This window comes from Bacillus cereus group sp. N21 (assembly GCF_016483395.1).
GTDB lineage: Bacteria > Bacillota > Bacilli > Bacillales > Bacillaceae_G > Bacillus_A > Bacillus_A pseudomycoides.
In genome coordinates this window covers 53,013-70,177 of the sequence record NZ_JAEHBX010000014.1, presented here as the reverse complement: position 1 = coordinate 70,177, position 17,165 = coordinate 53,013, and the positions used below count along the sequence as shown (strand labels likewise).

The window sequence follows — 17,165 nt, the reverse complement described above, 5'->3', positions numbered from 1 at the left end:
AATGATCACTACTTCTCCCTTTCCACGCTCAATTATTTATATACTTTTCTTTATACCATCATTTATATAGGCATGTCAAATAGAGCTGGAAGTTTCTCGTTATTCCATTCCTTACAGACTCGCAATGAATATCGTAATCAAAGAAAGAATCGGAACACTAGCTAATAACGATACATGAAACACAATTGATAAATCATTTCCAATCGTTGCTTCCACAGGATCTTTTGCTGGAGAGGCAAGAAAACGCAGCAATCGTTCAAAGCGATTTACTTTCTCTGAAAAATCTGGGACAGCCACATGATCGCCATCTAAATACTGTTTCAATTTATACTCTTTCTCAAAGGGATTTTCGTTCAAATTCATCTACCTCCAGCAATTGTTTCAATTTCTTAATGCCATTATGAAGCCTAGATTTCACCGTTCCTACAGGAATATTAAGCACCTCTGCAATTTCCTTTTGCGGCATATCATGATAATAAGAAAGAATAAGGACAGCCCGCTGATCTTGAGGAACTTTCAAAATTGCCTCTCTTACGGTGAGCCGGTCTTCTTGTGAAAACTCCTTCTCCTGAATCGGTACTAAAAACGGTAAAAGAGAGCGCCACTTTTTTCTTCGATTCAATTTATTAATCATAAGGCGATAACCGATTTGAAACAAATACGTTTTAATTTCCCCCTTTTCAATCTCATACATATGCTTCTTACGTTCTAACGATAAAAACGTATCTTGAACGAGATCTATACTCAATTGCTCATCACGGTTAAATCGATACAAAAATTTATATAGCGCTGGTTTGATCAAAACATATAGTTTTTCTCCAGCCTGCTTATCTCCATTTTGATACGCAAGCATGAGCTCTTCCTCAATCCCAATCTGCGCCATGTTTTTTAATCTCCTTTATTCCTTTTAGCGTTAAAGAGATTCGGCTAACTAAATAAATACTTGCGACTAATGTCCAAACCTGCGCTTGATTCATAAAAAACTGTACATATGGATTTTGAATTGTTAATCCGCTTAAAACTAAAAAATTAAGCACCTGTACACATAGACAAGCATATGCCGCAATACAGGCAGAGATTGTATCAAATACATTCCAGCGAAAGTAAACTTTTGTTTTTGTAAAATCAATTTTATTCCCCTTTTTTCTCACAATATATTTCTTATCAAAAGGAATAATGATAGAAAACATAACAATCATAATAATTCCGGCTGTAATCATTGAAACCTTAAATCCAATCGCCATAGGCAATAACATACCACAAGAAAATACGACTATAATTCCTATTAAGGCAAAAATAAGCATCCATTTATTAAACATATAAAGGCCTCCCTGGTCTATTGTTTCATAAATGTATACAGATGAGGGAGGCACTTGGTTCAAAGCTTAATTTATTTTTTTTATTATTTTCGCAGGATTTCCACCAACCACAACGTTATCAGGCACATCCTTCGTTACAACCGCACCAGAAGCAATAACAGCATTATCACCAATCGTCACACCCGGATTAATAATGGCTCTCCCGCCAATCCAAACGTTATCCCCAATTATTACTGGCTTCCCAAACTCGGCACCACTTATGCGCTCGACCCAGTCAAGTGGATGTGTTGCTGTATAAATGTGGACACCTGGAGCGAGCATACAGTTCTCACCAATTGTGACAGGACATACATCTAAAATGATGCAATCAAAGTTCGCGTAAAAGTTTTCTCCAACATGAATGTTGTAGCCATAATCACATTTAAAAGAAGATTCAATATGAATGTTGTCACCAGTTGATCCAAATAATTCTTTTACAATTAAACTACGCTCTTCATATTTTGTTTCCGGTGTTTCATTTAACTTTCTTGTTAATATACGAGCATGCTCCCTACCTTCTACTAACACTGGATCAGCAGGTACATACATTTCCCCTTGTATCATTTTTTCTTTTTCTGTTTTCATGATAGCATCCCCTTTAACACGTATATATAAGTTGTTCATCCTTTATGATAGCACAAAAAAGAAAAGCCTGAACGAAATATACGTTCAGACCTTTCTTTCTTAATCTTCCATTGTTGATAAGTCACCTGTTGGTAAGTTTAGCTCCCACGCTTTTAACACGCGTCGCATAATTTTACCACTTCTCGTTTTCGGTAGTTTATCTCGGAACTCAATTTGTCTTGGCGCTGCATGAGCTGCAAGTCCTTTTTTCACAAATTGACGAATCTCTTCTTTTAATTCATCAGATGCTTCATAACCTGCGCGCAGTGCGATAAACGCTTTAATAATCTCACCGCGCACTGGGTCTGGAATACCGATTACACCAGCTTCTGCTACCGCAGAGTGTTCAATTAATTTACTTTCTACTTCAAATGGACCAACGCGCTCACCAGAAGTCATAATGACATCATCAATACGCCCTTGGAACCAGAAATATCCATCTTCATCCATATAAGCAGAGTCACCTGATACATACCAATCTCCCGGCATAAAGTAAGACTCATATTTTTGCGGATTGTTCCAAACTGCGCGCATCATCGATGGCCAGCCCTTAGCAATCGCTAAGTTCCCCATTGTATATGGCGGTACTTCATTCCCTTCATTATCAACAATCGCTGCTTTCACACCTGGAATCGGTTTCCCCATTGATCCTGGGCGAATTTCCATACAAGGATAATTACAAATCACTTGCGCACCTGTTTCTGTCATCCACCATGTATCATGAATTCGAAGACCAAATGCGTTCATTCCCCAGCGAATTACTTCTGGGTTTAATGGTTCACCAACACTTAGTACGTGACGGAGTGCTGATAAATCGTATTTCTTAATCGCTTCTTCGCCAGCTCCCATTAACATGCGGAATGCTGTTGGCGCACTATACCAAACTGTTACACCGTAATCTTGCAACGCTTCGTACCATGCCTCTGGACTAAAACGTCCCCCTAAAACGACATTTGATCCACCTACTAACCACGGCGCAAAAATCCCGTAAGCAGTTCCTGTTATCCAGCCTGGGTCAGCTGTGCACCAGTATACATCGTCTTCTTTTAAATCAAGCACCCATTTTGCCGTTTGATAATGCTGCACCATTGCATTCTGTGCGTGAAGAACACCTTTTGGCTTCCCTGTAGAACCGGATGTATAATGAAGAATTAATCCATCCTCACGGTCTAACCATTCGATTTGAAGTTTGTTAGAAGCTTGTTCAAATAATGGATTAAACGCAACAAGTTTTCCGCCTTCTTCTGCATTCTCTCCAACAAGAAAGACTGTTTTTAACGCTGGTAAATCATTAAGCGGGACACGCTCTAACAATTCAGGCGTTGTAATTAACACTTTCGCTTCGCTATCTTCTAAACGATCGCGCACCGCTCCTTCCATAAATGCTTCAAATAACGGACCAACAATTGCTCCTAATTTCACTGCACCAAGAAGTGCGAAATATAATTCTGGTGAACGCGGCATGAAAATAAAAACGCGATCTCCTTTTTCTACATCACCATAGTTTTTCAGGACATTTCCCGCTTTGTTGGAGAACTCCTTCATTTCTTTAAATGTATATTTCTCTTTGCGTGATCCATTTTGATAATAAAGTGCCACTTTATTTTTCCGATCAGATTTCGCATGTTTATCAATTGCCTCATATGCCATATTTACTCGCCCTGTTTCATACCAAGAAAAGTTTTTATTAACCTCTTCCCAGTTGAAACCTGCATATGTTTCTTCATAATTCAACAAATTATTTTCTCCTTTAATAACTGGAAGCGTTTCTACTTTCATACTTTACATCTCCCTCCTATGTATTCTATTATCTATTATAATAACATTATTTAAAATTTTCAGTATTTTTGTTGATTTTTAGACAAATTTTTACTGACAAAATTCGATTCACATCGCATATATTATAAAGTACGATAATATATAGTAGATTCACAAACCCTCAAGGTGGTGAGCAAAACATTGATTCATAAAAAAATATATAATGCAAGAAACTTAAAAACAACGCGAGGAACCTTAATCATTGAAGGTCCTGTATCTACCCATAATCTTGAAATGTATGAATTTCATCCAGACTTAGTTGCCTTTCGTCCCGCTGATCAACAATATAAAGCGATTGTCGAAATTTCTAAATTACCAGAAGCTCGTCTCATTATAGCAAGACATGACCAAACAATTGTCGGATATGTTACATATTTATATCCTGATCCGCTAGAACGATGGTCAGAAGGAAACATGGAAAACTTAATTGAACTCGGAGCAATTGAAGTCATTCCCGCATTTCGCGGATGCTCGGTTGGAAAAAATCTATTAGAGGTTTCGATGATGGATGATCATATGGAAGATTATATTATATTAACGACTGAATATTATTGGCACTGGGATTTAAAACAAACTGGTTTAAATGTTTGGGAATACCGTAAAGTAATGGAAAAGATGATGAATGCCGGCGGACTAGAGTGGATGGCAACAGATGATCCAGAAATTTGTTCCCACCCAGCTAACTGTTTAATGGTTCGTATCGGCAACCGCGTCGATACAAATTCCATCCAAGATTTTGATCGTTTACGCTTTAAAAATCGTTTTATGTATTAAGAAAGGGGACATATGGAATGATTGTAGAAGAAATTATGAATCATGATGTAATCGCACTGCACCCAGATGACACAATCGAAACCGCAATTCGAACAATACGTACAAAGGGCATTCGTCACATTCCAATTGTTGGTCATAACAACAACGTAGTCGGTATCATTTCTGACCGCGATGTACGTGATGCAAGTCCTTCAATTCTCGATGAACAAGTTTCAATGGATATGCTTAAACAACCGATTCAGTTAATTATGAAACAGCCAGTAATGACGTGTCATCCTCTCGATTTTGTTGAGGAAATTGCGACGTTATTTTTTGAAAATAAAATTGGCTGTCTTCCTGTTACAAAGGGCGGAAAGCTTGTTGGAATCATATCAGAATCCACAGTATTACATACACTCGTCAAACTTACAGGTGCCCATCAGCCAAGTTCACAAATTGAAATTCAAGTAAAAAATGAACCTGGTATTCTCGGAAAGGTAGTTGCTATTTTTAGTGATTTACATATTAATATTGTGAGCGTTCTCGTCTATCCAGCAAGAGATGAGAATGATAAAGTACTCGTTTGCCGCATTCAAACGATGAATCCTCTAAGAGTGATCGAAACATTAGAGCAAAAAGGTTATCATGTCTTATGGCCAAACATAATGGGGATGCAGGCATGAAGAGTGCCTTCATTTATTCAGATGATTTTCGGGGCTATTCCTTTAGCCCTGAACATCCCTTTAATCAGCTTCGTGTTACACTCACCTACGATTTACTAGAAAAGAGTGGGCTGATTCACCCTTCTCAAGTCATTCCACCGCGAATGGCAACAGATGAGGAGATTGCTTTCATTCATACAGAGGAATACATAAATGCGGTAAAACGTGCTGGAGAAGGAAAATTAGAAAGATCAATCGCCATGTCATACGGTCTTGGAACAGAAGATACACCGATGTTTCCAAATATGCATGAAGCGAGCGCATTACTTGTTGGCGGTACATTAACAGCTGTAGATGCCGTTCTTTCAGGTCAAGTAAAGCATGCATTAAATTTAGGTGGTGGCCTGCACCACGGATTTCGCGGCAAAGCATCTGGTTTTTGCATTTATAACGATAGCTCGATTGCTATAAAATATATGCAAAAAAAATATGGATTGCGTGTTTTATACATTGACACAGATGCCCATCATGGTGATGGTGTACAATGGTCCTTTTATGATGACCCTAACGTCTGCACCATCTCACTACATGAAACTGGGCGCTATTTATTTCCTGGAACCGGCGCTGTAAACGAGCGCGGTCAAGGTGTTGGCTATAGTTATTCTTTTAACGTTCCACTCGATGCCTTTACAGAAGACGAATCTTTTTTACAATCTTATCGTACCGTGGTAAAAGAAGTCGCAGCTTACTTTAAACCGGATATCATTTTAACGCAAAACGGAGCCGATGCACATTATTACGATCCTCTTACTCACCTTTCTGCAACGATGCAAATTTATCGTGAAATTCCAAAGCTTGCTCATGAAATCGCCAATGAATACTGCGACGGACGCTGGATCGCCGTTGGTGGTGGCGGCTATGATATATGGCGCGTCGTTCCAAGAGCATGGGCACTCATTTGGCTCGAAATGAACAATATCCAAAACATCTCAGGTTATCTCCCCCCAGAATGGATTGAAGCTTGGAAAGGACAAGCACCTATTGAACTTCCCATCACATGGGAAGACCCTAACAACATGTATAGCCCAATCCCTCGAAAGCCAGAAATTGAAGAAAAAAATGCATTAACAGTGGCAAAATCCCTTGAAATTATTCGGAATAATACGAAAAAGGCTTTATATTAAATGATAAGAATAGGGGACTTTCTCCTATTCTTTTTTATGAAAGGTGATATTTATGTGGGAACAAAAACTCTTACATACAAAGCGTGGTACTTTTGAAGTATTTATAAAAGGCAGCGGTGACCCACTATGCGTTACACATCATTACTCCGAGTTTAACGAATCTGGTGATTATTTTGCTGAAATCTTTACTTCTACTCACCAAGTATTTCTTATTAATTTAAGAAATGCTGGTCATTCTGCGAAAGCTACAACGGAACATGAATTAAGTATGAGCGAAACAATTGAAGATTTAGAAGCAATAAAAGAATCACTGCACCTTTCAGCGTGGCATTTCGCTGGTCATTCTACAGGTGGTATGCTTGGTCTTCTGTATGCAATTACCTATCCTATCTCCTTGCAATCCTTAGTTGTTGTCGGTGCCGCTGCTAGTAACTATACAGAAACAACAGATTGTATTTATCATCCAAGCCATCCACAATTTCAATATATGCAAGATGTCATCGAAGAATTGAAACTCCCTAATCTTACTCCAAAAGAGCGAAGTGTATTATCAGCTGAACGAACAAAATTATCTTTATATGAGCCAGAACGCTATAAAACATACTTCTCGAAACCGATTTATAAAACAATGGCTGTAAGTCGGATGAACGCTTTCGCTAACGAATACCCACAATTCGACTTAAGAGATCAGCTTTCATCTATTACAGCAAAAACATTAATCATTTGTGGAAATCATGACGTTCAGTGTCCAGTGCAATATTCTATCGAGATGCACAAAGGTATACCTGGTTCTATCTTTATTCCGTTTGAACATAGCAACCATTATCCTTTTTTAGAAGAAAGCGATCATTTTTCGTCTATTATTAAAACTTTCTATAAACCATTACAGCACGAAAGCAGCAAGTACTAAATCACTTGCTGCTTGATCATATTTCCAGATAATCGTTCATAACGAGCGATATGTGCTTTTACTCTTGCAACTCATTCACTTGAACTGAACGGCTTTGTAATATAATCATCCGAAGTGCTTGCAGTAAAAGAGTACTTCGGGTATATCAAAACTTTAATCTTTGTTTCCTTCTAATACATATGCTACAGTATAGTTGCTATACAACTATACAACTTATAAAAATCCATAGCAGGGTGGGAAAACATATGAATAAACCTCGGATTGGTATGATAGGACTAGGCAACATTGCTCAAAAAGCTTACCTTCCAACACTTACAAAGGAAATAGATTGGACATTTGCGGGAGCGTTTACACCAAACGCTGAAAAACGCAAACAAATCTGTAAGCAATATCGTATTCAAGACTTCTCTAATTTACAAACTCTCGCTTCAGAATGTGACGCAATATTTGTCCATAGTTCCACTGCAACACATTATGAAATCGTTTCCGAACTTCTTCAAAAAGGAATCGATGTTTACGTTGATAAACCATTAGCTGCCACTGTCGAACAGGCTGAAAAATTAGTAGAGCTAAGCGAAAAACATAACCGAAAACTTATGGTTGGCTTCAATCGTCGCTTCGTTCCAATGTACGTTGCTGCAAAAGAACAAGCAAATGATATTTCATGGATTCGTATTGAAAAACATCGCACAAACAAAGTTGGTCCATATACATATGACTTCACAATGCTTGATGATTATTTACACATCGTCGATACAGCACGCTGGTTAGCTGATGATGATCTTCGTGTTGTTCATAATAGGATACAAACTAACGAAAAAAACGAACTCTTTTATGGTCATCATACGTATACAAGCACAAATGGCACATTACTCTCTACTGCTATGCATCGCCATGCCGGAACAAATTTAGAACAAATCGAACTTGTGACAACAGGGAAAATCATTCGTGTAAAAAACATGAACCTACTAGAGATTGAACAAGATAATCGCATTACACAAAGCGGTTCCCCTTCATGGGAAACAACATTAAAACAACGCGGATTTGAGGATGCTGTGCAGCATTTCATCGATTGTGTACAAGGGGATACAAAGCCACTAGTTGATGGAGTAGAAGGATTAAAATCCCAACAAATGCTAGAATCATTATTACAATCTATCGAAAAAAATAAATCACATAATTTGGATTTTATAGAAGGAAACGGATACACTTTTCAGAATTTACTTTCATTCCCATTTTCCCTTTATTTCTATCACAAACTTCTATAGAATATGTTGATAGGAATTATACATTTCATACTGAATCGTGGAAAGGACGGGAATCATACATGTGGAACGAGTTTAAAAAGTTCGCTTTAAAAGGGAATGTTATGGATTTAGCTGTCGGGGTTATAATCGGTGGTGCATTTGGGAAAATTGTTTCTTCATTAGTGGGCGATGTTATCATGCCATTGGTCGGATTACTACTTGGTGGAGTAAACTTCAAAGGACTTTCCTTTACATTCTATGACGCACAAGTTAAATATGGTGCATTTATTCAAACGGTTGTTGACTTCTTAATTATCGCATTCTCTATCTTCTTATTCATTAAGCTATTCAACAAAGTAACATTCAAAAAAGAAGAAGAAAAGAAAGAAGAAATTCCAGAACCAACAAAAGAAGAAGTACTTCTTGGCGAAATTCGCGACTTATTGAAACAACAAAACGCTTCAAAAGACAACGCATAATGGAACGGACAAAAGGCATGCCCCTCATGGGACATGCCTTTCTTTATATGTTATAACGTTTCCGAATTCATATGAATGAACAAAATAATGCCGGCAACCACTAATATCATAATAGAACCTGCAAATAATGTAATTGCAACAAATACGAAGCTTGTGCTCAAATTCACTGAAATACTTTCAATAAAAATAGAAGTTACATACGTGATAAGGGCAATTCCTGCAAGAATACTTCCTGGAACAAAGCGCTTTAGACCATTTTGTTTTAACGTCATATATGCAAAAACAGTAGTCATACAAAGCGTAATCATCCAAAGAACGATCATCTTTTCTTCCCCCCTCACAAACCTTTTCTTTCTATTATACATGACATTTCGTAATTGTAGGAAATTTTACCGGTGAATGCCCCCTCCCTACCACATGGACTATGTCCTGCAAGTGCTTGAGGAAGGGGATGAATGTTGGAGTACTGTTAAACAGAGTATGCTAGATGGAAGGAGATATAGAGAATTATCATACTTTACAAATTGATGATTTGTTAACAGGATTCAAAATAACTGCGCAAATGTGTATAGATAATAATCTGCGTAATACAGATGAACTATGGGCGTTTATTGAAAATAATTAAGATCATAATCCATGTTATTCTTTTTTATTCGTACAACTAAGAAGAATCAGTTGCTTTGAGAAATAGAAAAGTGCAGAGTTATGAAAATTCCTTCTCATAACTCTGCACTCTCCTCTATCTTTAAAACAATTCATGTAAACGAATGACACACGAAAAATAAGGCAATATATCTTGATTATGTGTAACAACTACTATTGTTTTTCCTTTTTCATTCAATTGTTTCAAATACTCTAGTATTACTTTTTCATTTTCAACATCTAAGCTAGCCGTAGGTTCATCTGCTAGTATTAAATCACTTTCTTAATGAAAGAAATTACATCTTATATCATTAGAACAAAAAAAACTCACAGGATTCCCTGTGAGTTTTCCTATTCTTACTTCGTTGAATCTCTAAATTGAATACGGTGAGGTAAGATAACTGTATGATCTTCTACGTTTTCTTTGTTCATGTATTTTGTAAGTAGACGCATTGCTACTGCACCGATGTCATACATTGGTTGTACAACTGTTGAAAGCTGGGGGCGTACCATTAATGCAAGGCGTGTGTTGTCAAAACCAAGTACTTCTACGTTTTCTGGTACATTTAATCCTGCATCTTGTGCTGCATGAATTACACCTAGTGCCATTTCATCTGAAGATACAAAGATTGCTGTTGGTTTTTGATCAAGTTCCCAAAGCTTTTCAAATGCTTCTAGACCTGAGTCGTATGTGTAATCTCCGTCGATTACAAGATTTTCATCATAAGCGATACCAGCTTCTTCTAAAGCTTTTTTATAACCTTGTAATTTCTTTGCGCTTCCCGCTTTATCAATGTAAGGGCCTGATACAAAACCAATACGTTTATGACCCTGTGCTAAGAAATGCTTCATTGCATCATAAGCTGCTTGTGTATAATCGATATTTACTGATGATGTTTCATTGTTCTCATCAAATGATGCTGCTAAAACGATTGGTACTGGAGACTTTTTAAACTCTTCTACATGAGCATCTGTAATATCTTCACCCATGAATACAATACCGTCCACTTGTTTACCAAGCATTGTATTTAATAAATGGAACTCTTTTTCTTTATTTTGGTCAGAGTTACTTAAAATGATGTTATATTTGTACATTGTTGCGATATCTTCGATTCCACGTGCAAGTTCTGCATAAAACGTATTAGAGATATCTGGAATAATAACACCTACTGTTGTTGTTTTCTTACTTGCTAGTCCACGTGCTACCGCATTTGGGCGATATCCTAAACGATCAATTGCTTCTAATACTTTCTTTCTTGTTGTAGGCTTTACATTTGGATTACCGTTTACAACACGTGATACGGTTGCCATCGAAACATTCGCTTCGCGCGCTACATCATAGATTGTTACGTTCATCTCTTCGCACACTCCTTCTATATTATGTTATCTATCTTTATGTATCGGTTCACTAAAATGAAAAAAAGACATCAACTCTACTTGAAGATGTCACTCCCGAGTCCTTTTACTAATGATACGATAAAAATGCAGGCTCATACAATATTTTCCCGCAAAAGTTTCGAAAAAATTCGCTTCTTTTCTCCTATTTTCGTATTTTTTATGTAAAAAAGGACATTTTCTGCAAAAAAGTCTATGCAACAAGTGTCACATAGACCCTACAGCCCCTTCTGACTATCTACCGCGGAATGCTTTTAATTCTTTCATAAACTCATTGAATTCTGGAATATCCATTTGTTGCGCTGAATCTGATAACGCAACAGCCGGGTCCGGATGTACTTCAGCCATAACCGCATCAGCACCGATTGCCATCGCTGCTTTTGCAGCTGGTAATAAGAGATCACGTCGTCCTGTAGAGTGCGTTACATCCACTACGACAGGTAAATGTGTTTCTTTCTTCAAAATTGGCACAGCAGAAATATCAAGCGTATTACGCGTTGCCTTTTCATACGTCCTGATGCCGCGCTCACATAAAATAATATCTCCGTTACCTTGTGCAATAATATATTCTGCCGCATACATAAACTCTTCAATCGTTGCTGATAAACCACGTTTTAACAATACTGGCTTTTTCACCGATCCAGCAGCCTTGAGTAGATCGAAGTTTTGCATATTACGAGCACCAATTTGAATGACATCAACATAATCTAATGCCCTTTCAATATCATTCGGATTTAAAATTTCACTAATGACCGCTAAATCATATTCATCCGCCACTTGTCGTAAAATTTGCAAGCCTTCTAAGCCAAGCCCTTGGAAATCATACGGCGATGTACGAGGTTTGAATGCACCGCCGCGCATTAGCTTTAACCCTTGTTCCTTCATTGCTTCCGCAACTTGGCGCACTTGCTCATAACTTTCAACCGCACATGGTCCCATAATAAAGTGAGGATTGCCATCACCAATTTTTTCACCTTTTATATCAACAATCGTATCCTCTGGCTTTGTCTTACGTGAAACAAGGAGTGCTTTACGGTGATCATCTTCTTGTAATTCTAGGCTTGTTTGAAAAATTTGTTTAAAAATATGTTGAAGAGTTGATGTTTCAAACGGTCCATCATTCTTCTCAGCAATTAAATCAAGCATATTACGCTCACGTACAGGATCAAATCGTTTCACACCTTGTACTTCTTTCAACTTACCAACCTCTTGAACAAGACGACCTCTTTCATTTAATAATTCTAAAATTTGTAGGTTCATTTGATCAATTTGAGAGCGTAAACGATCTAATTCTTGTGATGCCATAAGAAAGCCACCTCTTTCAAGTTATATATAAAGATTACCTTATTATCATGGTTAAGATAATTTATTATATCCGATAGATATCAGGTTGTCACATGATATACATTATAAATGGAATCGTTCTCTTATTTGAAATATATATTGTTGCCTTTCACTTACACAAAGCATACTCAACCTTCACTCGTTTTCTCTCTTTGTTTTCACTTGGCATGGGAGCAGAAGAGGCTCTGACCACTTCTATGCATGAGTAGATCCTCTCTTCCACCTAAAAAGAACAGTTTTCTATCAGTTTTTCAATCTGTATTTACATAGTTCATGAATCCTAAAAAAAGAAGCAAGCGTCTCCGCTTACTTCTCCCTACTTCACATTCTCTTCTAAAGTTTGCTTCTTAATATTCCAATGGGATGTATGCCATACCGCTACCCCATCTTTTATATATAGCACTTGCGGCGACTCATGTTTAATACCAAAGTGCTCTGCAATACGATTCGAAACATCTCTTGCATCTTGTACGTATAAATAATAAGTAGGTGTTTCTTTTGTATCTTGACAATATGCCTCAAATTCTGCGTAGGCTCCTTGGCTAATTGGACATGTTGTACTATGTTTAAAAAGAATATATGGTTCCGCTGTTTCTAATAATGCTTCAAACTCTTCCATTGTTTCGATTTTTGTCATGCTCACTTTATTCACCTCTCATACGAATTGGAAGTCTAGAGCGCTTCTCTTTTTTCTCTTCCTTCTCTAGCTTCTTCTCAGCTTTTTCTAATTTCTTCTCTTGTCTAGTAGCACGAAAATGATTATACACTTCAATCGCTGCACTACTCCATTGTACAACTTGTGCAACTTTGTCTGCATTATTTTCAATTTCATTTGTTACAGAATCTGATACATTGCGAAGTTTCGTATTTAAAGAATGAATTGTTGTTCCAATTCCATCTACGCCTTCTACTACTTTATTTAATGACTGAGATTTCTGCTGAATATCATCAGCTAATGCATTCGTCTTATGTAATAATTGTTCTGTCTCTACGCTTATCCCTTGCATTTGCTTCTCTAAGCCTTCTAATGTACTTGCAACATTTTCTAACGTCTTCTGCAATGATAATAATGTTCTACATGTATATATCACTAAAATTGCAAAAGCAACGGCAGCTATAGCTGCACTTACGTATAAAAGAACTTGCATTTCATCACTTCCTTTATCTTTTTCATACTTTCTCCTATTATACAATCATTTTCCGTTTCGTTCTAATCCTTGTGATTTCATTAGAATTTTCACACTTGTTCGTCAAATGTACCATAAATCATTAAACAAATTCCAGCAAGTAGGGTACAATAAGGAAGGATACATAATTAGTAGGGAGGCTTTACATATGAAAGATCCACGTATTGAAACTTTAGCACACAATTTAATTAACTACTCAATCCGCTTACAAAAAGGCGAAAAAGTATTGATTGAAAACTTTGGCTTGCAAAAAGAACTTGTAACTGCACTTGTAAAAGAAGCCTATGCAGCTGGTGGTTTCCCATTTGTTTCATTGAAAGATCATCAAGTCGATCGCTCATTATTAATGGGCGCTACTGAAGAACACTTCGAGCAAATCGCTGCATATGAAGCAAGCGTAATGAAAGATATGGACGCTTACATCGGTCTTCGCTCTGGCGATAACATTAACGAACAAGCCGACGTTCCAAGTGAACGCATGAAGATCCACGGTCAAACAGTTGGTAAAAAAGTTCATAGAGACATTCGTGTTCCAAAAACACGCTGGGTTGTTCTTCGCTACCCAAATGCATCTATGGCACAACTTGCAAAAATGAGCACAGAAGCATTCGAAGACTTCTACTTCGAAGTATGTAACTTAGATTATGGCAAAATGGATAAAGCAATGGATAACCTTGTTGAATTAATGAACAAAACAGATAAAGTTCGCCTTGCTGGTCCTGGAACTGACTTAACATTCTCCATTAAAGATATTCCAGCTATTAAATGCTCTGGTCATTTGAACATTCCAGACGGTGAAGTATACTCTGCACCAGTTCGCGATTCTGTTAACGGTACAGTTTCTTATAACACGCCATCACCTTACAACGGCTATACATTCGAAAACGTACAGCTTACATTTAAAAACGGTCAAATCGTTGAAGCAACTGCAAACGATACAGAACGCATTAACAAAATCTTCGATACAGATGAAGGTGCACGCTACGTTGGTGAATTTGCAATCGGCGTAAACCCATACATCTTACATCCAATGGGTGATATCCTATTTGATGAAAAGATCGACGGTAGCTTCCACTTTACACCTGGACAAGCTTATGACGATGCATGGAATGGCAACAACTCTAACATCCACTGGGATTTAGTATGCATCCAGCGCCCTGAATACGGCGGCGGTGAAATTTACTTCGACGACGTATTAATCCGTAAAGACGGTCGCTTCGTTGTACCTGAATTAGAAGCTTTAAATCCTGAGAACTTAAAATAAAATGTGAAGGAGCTCTCCTTTTGATGGGAGAGCTCTTTTGGTACGTCTCGTTTTGTCGGACGGTCAATATTATTTCTCCACTTTCTGTCCTTTGTTTCTGATTTGACGAGAATGGTAATAAAACAAAAGTACAACTGCTAAAATGCCTACACCTATCGACAAATACAACGGCCACTCCCAACGAACATACCCTCTAACGCAAACGACCAGTACCATCAATAATTCAAAACAAAATAACAGCCGAAAATGTTTCATTCCTCGTCCTCCATTATGCTTTTAGATCTATTTTCACATGTGGGTTCGCTTCTTGAATGAGTGACAACAACTTTTCTTTATCTGTTGGCATAGCAATCATATGGACTTTGTATCGGTTCGTTGTAATTTCGAGTGATTTTCCAACTTGACGCACCATTCTTATATCAGATAGTGTAACGTCTTCGTTCAATATGCCATATTTCAATACACCATTTTCGACTGTATGTTTCTTAATGAATACATCCCAAACAAGAGGGACATTTACAATGAGGCAAATTGCCATCCCAATCAGTGCTGATCCCCAGTTTCCATTGTCTATAATCAGCATTCCGCTTGGCCAAACAACCATAAGGATCAACATTGCACTTACAAAAATCATAATTGGTGTGCTTCTTTGGATAGGAAATTTCATACCATCACCTCTCACCTAAATTATACCATCATTTCCATTTTCCTTAACAAAAAAAATAGAGATCATTCTCGATTTGAATGATCTCTATTCTTCACAAACCATACCTATAAAATTTCTTATCCACCTGCAGCACCGGAAAACTCCCTGGTAACTCTTCCACTTTCATACTCTGAAATCCATTTTTCTCATAAAAGCGATGTGCCGCTAAAAACTGTACTGTTGTTCCTAAATAAATTCCTTCTAATTCTCTTTCTTTTGCCCAAGAGATAGCTGTTTGGAGTAACATGCTCGCGGTATTCCACACCTTGCCCCGAAATTCTTTTTTCACAAACATTTTCCTCAAGGCCACTTGTTGATTCCCAATATCTAATAAGGCTACAGTTCCAACTACTTTCCCATCATGTGTTGCTACCCAGAAACTTCCGTTATCTCTTTGGTAAAACTGCTCAATTTCTTGTAAATCTGGCTGTTCTTCCTTTGTAATTGGTACGTTATATTCTTTTTGCTGAATGTGAATAATTAAATCGACTACTTCAGATTGGTACTTACTTTCATATGACTGAATGCAAATCGTATCGCTCATCGAATCTCCTTCCATTCTGAAGCTAGTAAACTATACACAGTAAGATCATGAAAATGGTCATAAAGCCACTCTTCATCACGCATAACTCCATCTAACTTAAAGCCAAGTCGCTCCGGAATCGCACGGCTTTTCTGATTCTCTACCCCACAACGGATTTCTATCTTATTCAATTTTAGTTCTTCAAACGCATAGCGAAGCACCGCTTTTACACTCCTTGTCATAATTCCTTTTCCACCTGCTTCTTCTGCAAGGTAGTATCCAAGACTTGTTGCTTTCTTAGCCCAGTTCACCTCGTGAATACCGACCATTCCAACGAGCTTTCCTTTATAACGTATACCTGTTTCAAAACCGTTTCCATCCGCATATTTCTTTAGCCACATCGGAAGAATTTCGTCATATGCATCAGCAGATTTTGTCCCATCTACCCATGGAAGCCATTTTCTTAAATGCTCCCTGTTTTGATCTACTAATTGATACAATTCTTCTTTATGATGTTTTTCTAACAATTGAAGTTTGATGTCATCATCGACTCGAAGTGTAAACATTGCTCTATCCCCTCTAATACTTTTTCTTATTATTCTAACATTTCTAATTATAAAATGTTAAGGGTTATATATTCACACTTTCTTTTTTGGATTTTATAGCAAGAAAACCGGAAGAATATAGAACACCTGTAATGACTAAAATCATCCCTAAACATTGCGAGATTGTGATACTCACTCCTTCTACAAAAGAAACAAGCATTGTAACAACGGGAACTAAGTTAAAGAACAAAGAGGTTTTTGCTGCCCCAATTTGGGCGATTCCTTTATTCCACCAAAGATAACCAAGCACGCTCATTCCAATTGCCATAAATAAAATAGATAACCATGCTAATAGAGGAATTTCTGGAATCGCTACTACACTCTGTTGCATAAAGGACACAATAATGAAAGCAAGCGCTCCAACAGTCATTGTATATGTCGTTGTTTGTCCTGGACTACCAACTTTAATAAATTTTCTACCTAGTACACCATATAGCGACCATTCTACAACAATTGACATAAAA

General features: G+C 37.4%; 21 protein-coding genes, 2 pseudogenes and 1 other annotated feature (1 of these 24 only partly in view). Of the genes and pseudogenes, 7 read left to right on the top strand and 16 right to left on the bottom strand.

Annotated features, from left to right (window positions below):
* Nucleotides 1–34, bottom strand: a binding site (T-box leader) (it extends 192 nt beyond the left edge of the window).
* A 77-nt stretch (nucleotides 35–111) separates the two neighbouring features.
* The 5 genes from JDS96_RS10670 to acsA all read right to left on the bottom strand — a co-directional run bounded on the left by JDS96_RS10670 (nucleotide 112) and on the right by acsA (nucleotide 3,761).
* On the bottom strand, nucleotides 112–357 hold the full coding sequence (locus tag JDS96_RS10670; protein ID WP_199666759.1) for a hypothetical protein: 246 nt from the start codon (nucleotides 355–357) through the stop codon (nucleotides 112–114).
* Nucleotides 338–883 carry an RNA polymerase sigma factor gene (locus tag JDS96_RS10665; RefSeq protein WP_199666758.1) on the bottom strand — a complete coding sequence of 182 codons (546 nt, stop codon included), beginning with the start codon at nucleotides 881–883 and terminating at the stop codon, nucleotides 338–340. The genes JDS96_RS10670 and JDS96_RS10665 overlap by 20 nt, the downstream gene beginning before the upstream one ends.
* On the bottom strand, nucleotides 864–1,319 hold the full coding sequence (locus JDS96_RS10660) for a hypothetical protein (RefSeq protein ID WP_003201138.1): 456 nt from the start codon (nucleotides 1,317–1,319) through the stop codon (nucleotides 864–866). The genes JDS96_RS10665 and JDS96_RS10660 overlap by 20 nt, the downstream gene beginning before the upstream one ends.
* Before the next feature lie 66 nt (nucleotides 1,320–1,385).
* Complete coding sequence (locus tag JDS96_RS10655; protein WP_033796455.1) at nucleotides 1,386–1,943, bottom strand: maltose acetyltransferase domain-containing protein; 558 nt, start codon at nucleotides 1,941–1,943, stop codon at nucleotides 1,386–1,388.
* Between the two features lie 99 nt (nucleotides 1,944–2,042).
* On the bottom strand, nucleotides 2,043–3,761 hold the full coding sequence (acsA, locus tag JDS96_RS10650) for an acetate--CoA ligase (RefSeq protein WP_199666757.1): 1,719 nt from the start codon (nucleotides 3,759–3,761) through the stop codon (nucleotides 2,043–2,045).
* Nucleotides 3,762–3,941: 180 nt separating this feature from the next.
* Here acsA and JDS96_RS10645 point away from each other — a divergent pair, with 180 nt between their 5' ends.
* Genes JDS96_RS10645 through JDS96_RS10630 form a run of 4 tightly spaced genes read left to right on the top strand, consistent with a single transcriptional unit; the run spans nucleotide 3,942 to nucleotide 7,309 of the window.
* Complete coding sequence (locus JDS96_RS10645; protein WP_018764512.1) at nucleotides 3,942–4,574, top strand: GNAT family N-acetyltransferase; 633 nt, start codon at nucleotides 3,942–3,944, stop codon at nucleotides 4,572–4,574.
* A gap of 17 nt (nucleotides 4,575–4,591) precedes the next feature.
* Nucleotides 4,592–5,236, top strand: a complete 645-nt coding sequence (locus JDS96_RS10640; RefSeq protein ID WP_199666756.1) for an acetoin utilization AcuB family protein — start codon at nucleotides 4,592–4,594, stop codon at nucleotides 5,234–5,236.
* Nucleotides 5,233–6,399: an acetoin utilization protein AcuC gene (locus JDS96_RS10635; RefSeq protein WP_199666755.1), complete on the top strand. Its 1,167-nt coding sequence runs from the start codon at nucleotides 5,233–5,235 to the stop codon at nucleotides 6,397–6,399. The genes JDS96_RS10640 and JDS96_RS10635 overlap by 4 nt, the downstream gene beginning before the upstream one ends.
* Nucleotides 6,400–6,451: 52 nt before the next feature.
* Nucleotides 6,452–7,309 carry an alpha/beta fold hydrolase gene (locus JDS96_RS10630; RefSeq protein WP_199666754.1) on the top strand — a complete coding sequence of 286 codons (858 nt, stop codon included), beginning with the start codon at nucleotides 6,452–6,454 and terminating at the stop codon, nucleotides 7,307–7,309.
* A 5-nt stretch (nucleotides 7,310–7,314) separates the two neighbouring features.
* Here JDS96_RS10630 and JDS96_RS33245 read toward each other — a convergent pair.
* Nucleotides 7,315–7,422, bottom strand: a pseudogene (locus JDS96_RS33245) (DNA-binding response regulator); the annotation flags it as partial.
* 132 nt (nucleotides 7,423–7,554) lie between these two features.
* On the opposite strand from JDS96_RS33245, the pseudogene JDS96_RS10625 reads away from it, so the two are divergent.
* Nucleotides 7,555–8,478, top strand: a pseudogene (locus JDS96_RS10625) (Gfo/Idh/MocA family protein); the annotation flags it as partial.
* Nucleotides 8,479–8,636: 158 nt separating this feature from the next.
* Entirely contained in the window at nucleotides 8,637–9,035 is a 399-nt protein-coding gene (mscL, locus tag JDS96_RS10620; RefSeq protein ID WP_199666753.1) for a large conductance mechanosensitive channel protein MscL, read from the top strand.
* 50 nt (nucleotides 9,036–9,085) lie between these two features.
* Here the strand turns inward: mscL and JDS96_RS10615 are convergent, their stop codons facing one another.
* The 5 genes from JDS96_RS10615 to JDS96_RS10595 all read right to left on the bottom strand — a co-directional run bounded on the left by JDS96_RS10615 (nucleotide 9,086) and on the right by JDS96_RS10595 (nucleotide 13,609).
* Entirely contained in the window at nucleotides 9,086–9,358 is a 273-nt protein-coding gene (locus JDS96_RS10615) for a DUF3917 domain-containing protein (protein ID WP_016116657.1), read from the bottom strand.
* A 676-nt stretch (nucleotides 9,359–10,034) separates the two neighbouring features.
* Nucleotides 10,035–11,033 carry a catabolite control protein A gene (ccpA, locus tag JDS96_RS10610; RefSeq protein ID WP_003201117.1) on the bottom strand — a complete coding sequence of 333 codons (999 nt, stop codon included), beginning with the start codon at nucleotides 11,031–11,033 and terminating at the stop codon, nucleotides 10,035–10,037.
* Nucleotides 11,034–11,306: 273 nt separating this feature from the next.
* On the bottom strand, nucleotides 11,307–12,377 hold the full coding sequence (locus JDS96_RS10605) for a bifunctional 3-deoxy-7-phosphoheptulonate synthase/chorismate mutase (RefSeq protein ID WP_006096104.1): 1,071 nt from the start codon (nucleotides 12,375–12,377) through the stop codon (nucleotides 11,307–11,309).
* A gap of 355 nt (nucleotides 12,378–12,732) precedes the next feature.
* On the bottom strand, nucleotides 12,733–13,059 hold the full coding sequence (ytxJ, locus tag JDS96_RS10600; RefSeq protein WP_033799128.1) for a bacillithiol system redox-active protein YtxJ: 327 nt from the start codon (nucleotides 13,057–13,059) through the stop codon (nucleotides 12,733–12,735).
* 1 nt (nucleotide 13,060) lies between these two features.
* Nucleotides 13,061–13,609, bottom strand: coding sequence for a DUF948 domain-containing protein (locus JDS96_RS10595; RefSeq protein WP_098206234.1), 549 nt, complete (start codon nucleotides 13,607–13,609; stop codon nucleotides 13,061–13,063).
* Nucleotides 13,610–13,751: 142 nt separating this feature from the next.
* On the opposite strand from JDS96_RS10595, the gene JDS96_RS10590 reads away from it, so the two are divergent.
* Complete coding sequence (locus tag JDS96_RS10590; RefSeq protein WP_033796453.1) at nucleotides 13,752–14,867, top strand: aminopeptidase; 1,116 nt, start codon at nucleotides 13,752–13,754, stop codon at nucleotides 14,865–14,867.
* Between the two features lie 69 nt (nucleotides 14,868–14,936).
* Here the strand turns inward: JDS96_RS10590 and JDS96_RS10585 are convergent, their stop codons facing one another.
* The 5 genes from JDS96_RS10585 to JDS96_RS10565 all read right to left on the bottom strand — a co-directional run bounded on the left by JDS96_RS10585 (nucleotide 14,937) and on the right by JDS96_RS10565 (nucleotide 17,161).
* Entirely contained in the window at nucleotides 14,937–15,122 is a 186-nt protein-coding gene (locus tag JDS96_RS10585) for a hypothetical protein (RefSeq protein ID WP_199666752.1), read from the bottom strand.
* A gap of 13 nt (nucleotides 15,123–15,135) precedes the next feature.
* A complete protein-coding gene (locus tag JDS96_RS10580) occupies nucleotides 15,136–15,534 on the bottom strand; it encodes a PH domain-containing protein (protein ID WP_033799127.1) in 399 nt (132 codons plus the stop codon).
* A 91-nt stretch (nucleotides 15,535–15,625) separates the two neighbouring features.
* Nucleotides 15,626–16,117: a GNAT family N-acetyltransferase gene (locus JDS96_RS10575; RefSeq protein WP_199666751.1), complete on the bottom strand. Its 492-nt coding sequence runs from the start codon at nucleotides 16,115–16,117 to the stop codon at nucleotides 15,626–15,628.
* Nucleotides 16,114–16,662, bottom strand: a complete 549-nt coding sequence (locus tag JDS96_RS10570) for a GNAT family N-acetyltransferase (protein ID WP_199666750.1) — start codon at nucleotides 16,660–16,662, stop codon at nucleotides 16,114–16,116. Before JDS96_RS10570 ends, JDS96_RS10575 begins: the two co-directional genes overlap by 4 nt.
* A gap of 64 nt (nucleotides 16,663–16,726) precedes the next feature.
* Nucleotides 16,727–17,161: a DMT family transporter gene (locus tag JDS96_RS10565; RefSeq protein WP_199666749.1), complete on the bottom strand. Its 435-nt coding sequence runs from the start codon at nucleotides 17,159–17,161 to the stop codon at nucleotides 16,727–16,729.
* Nucleotides 17,162–17,165 lie beyond the last annotated feature (4 nt).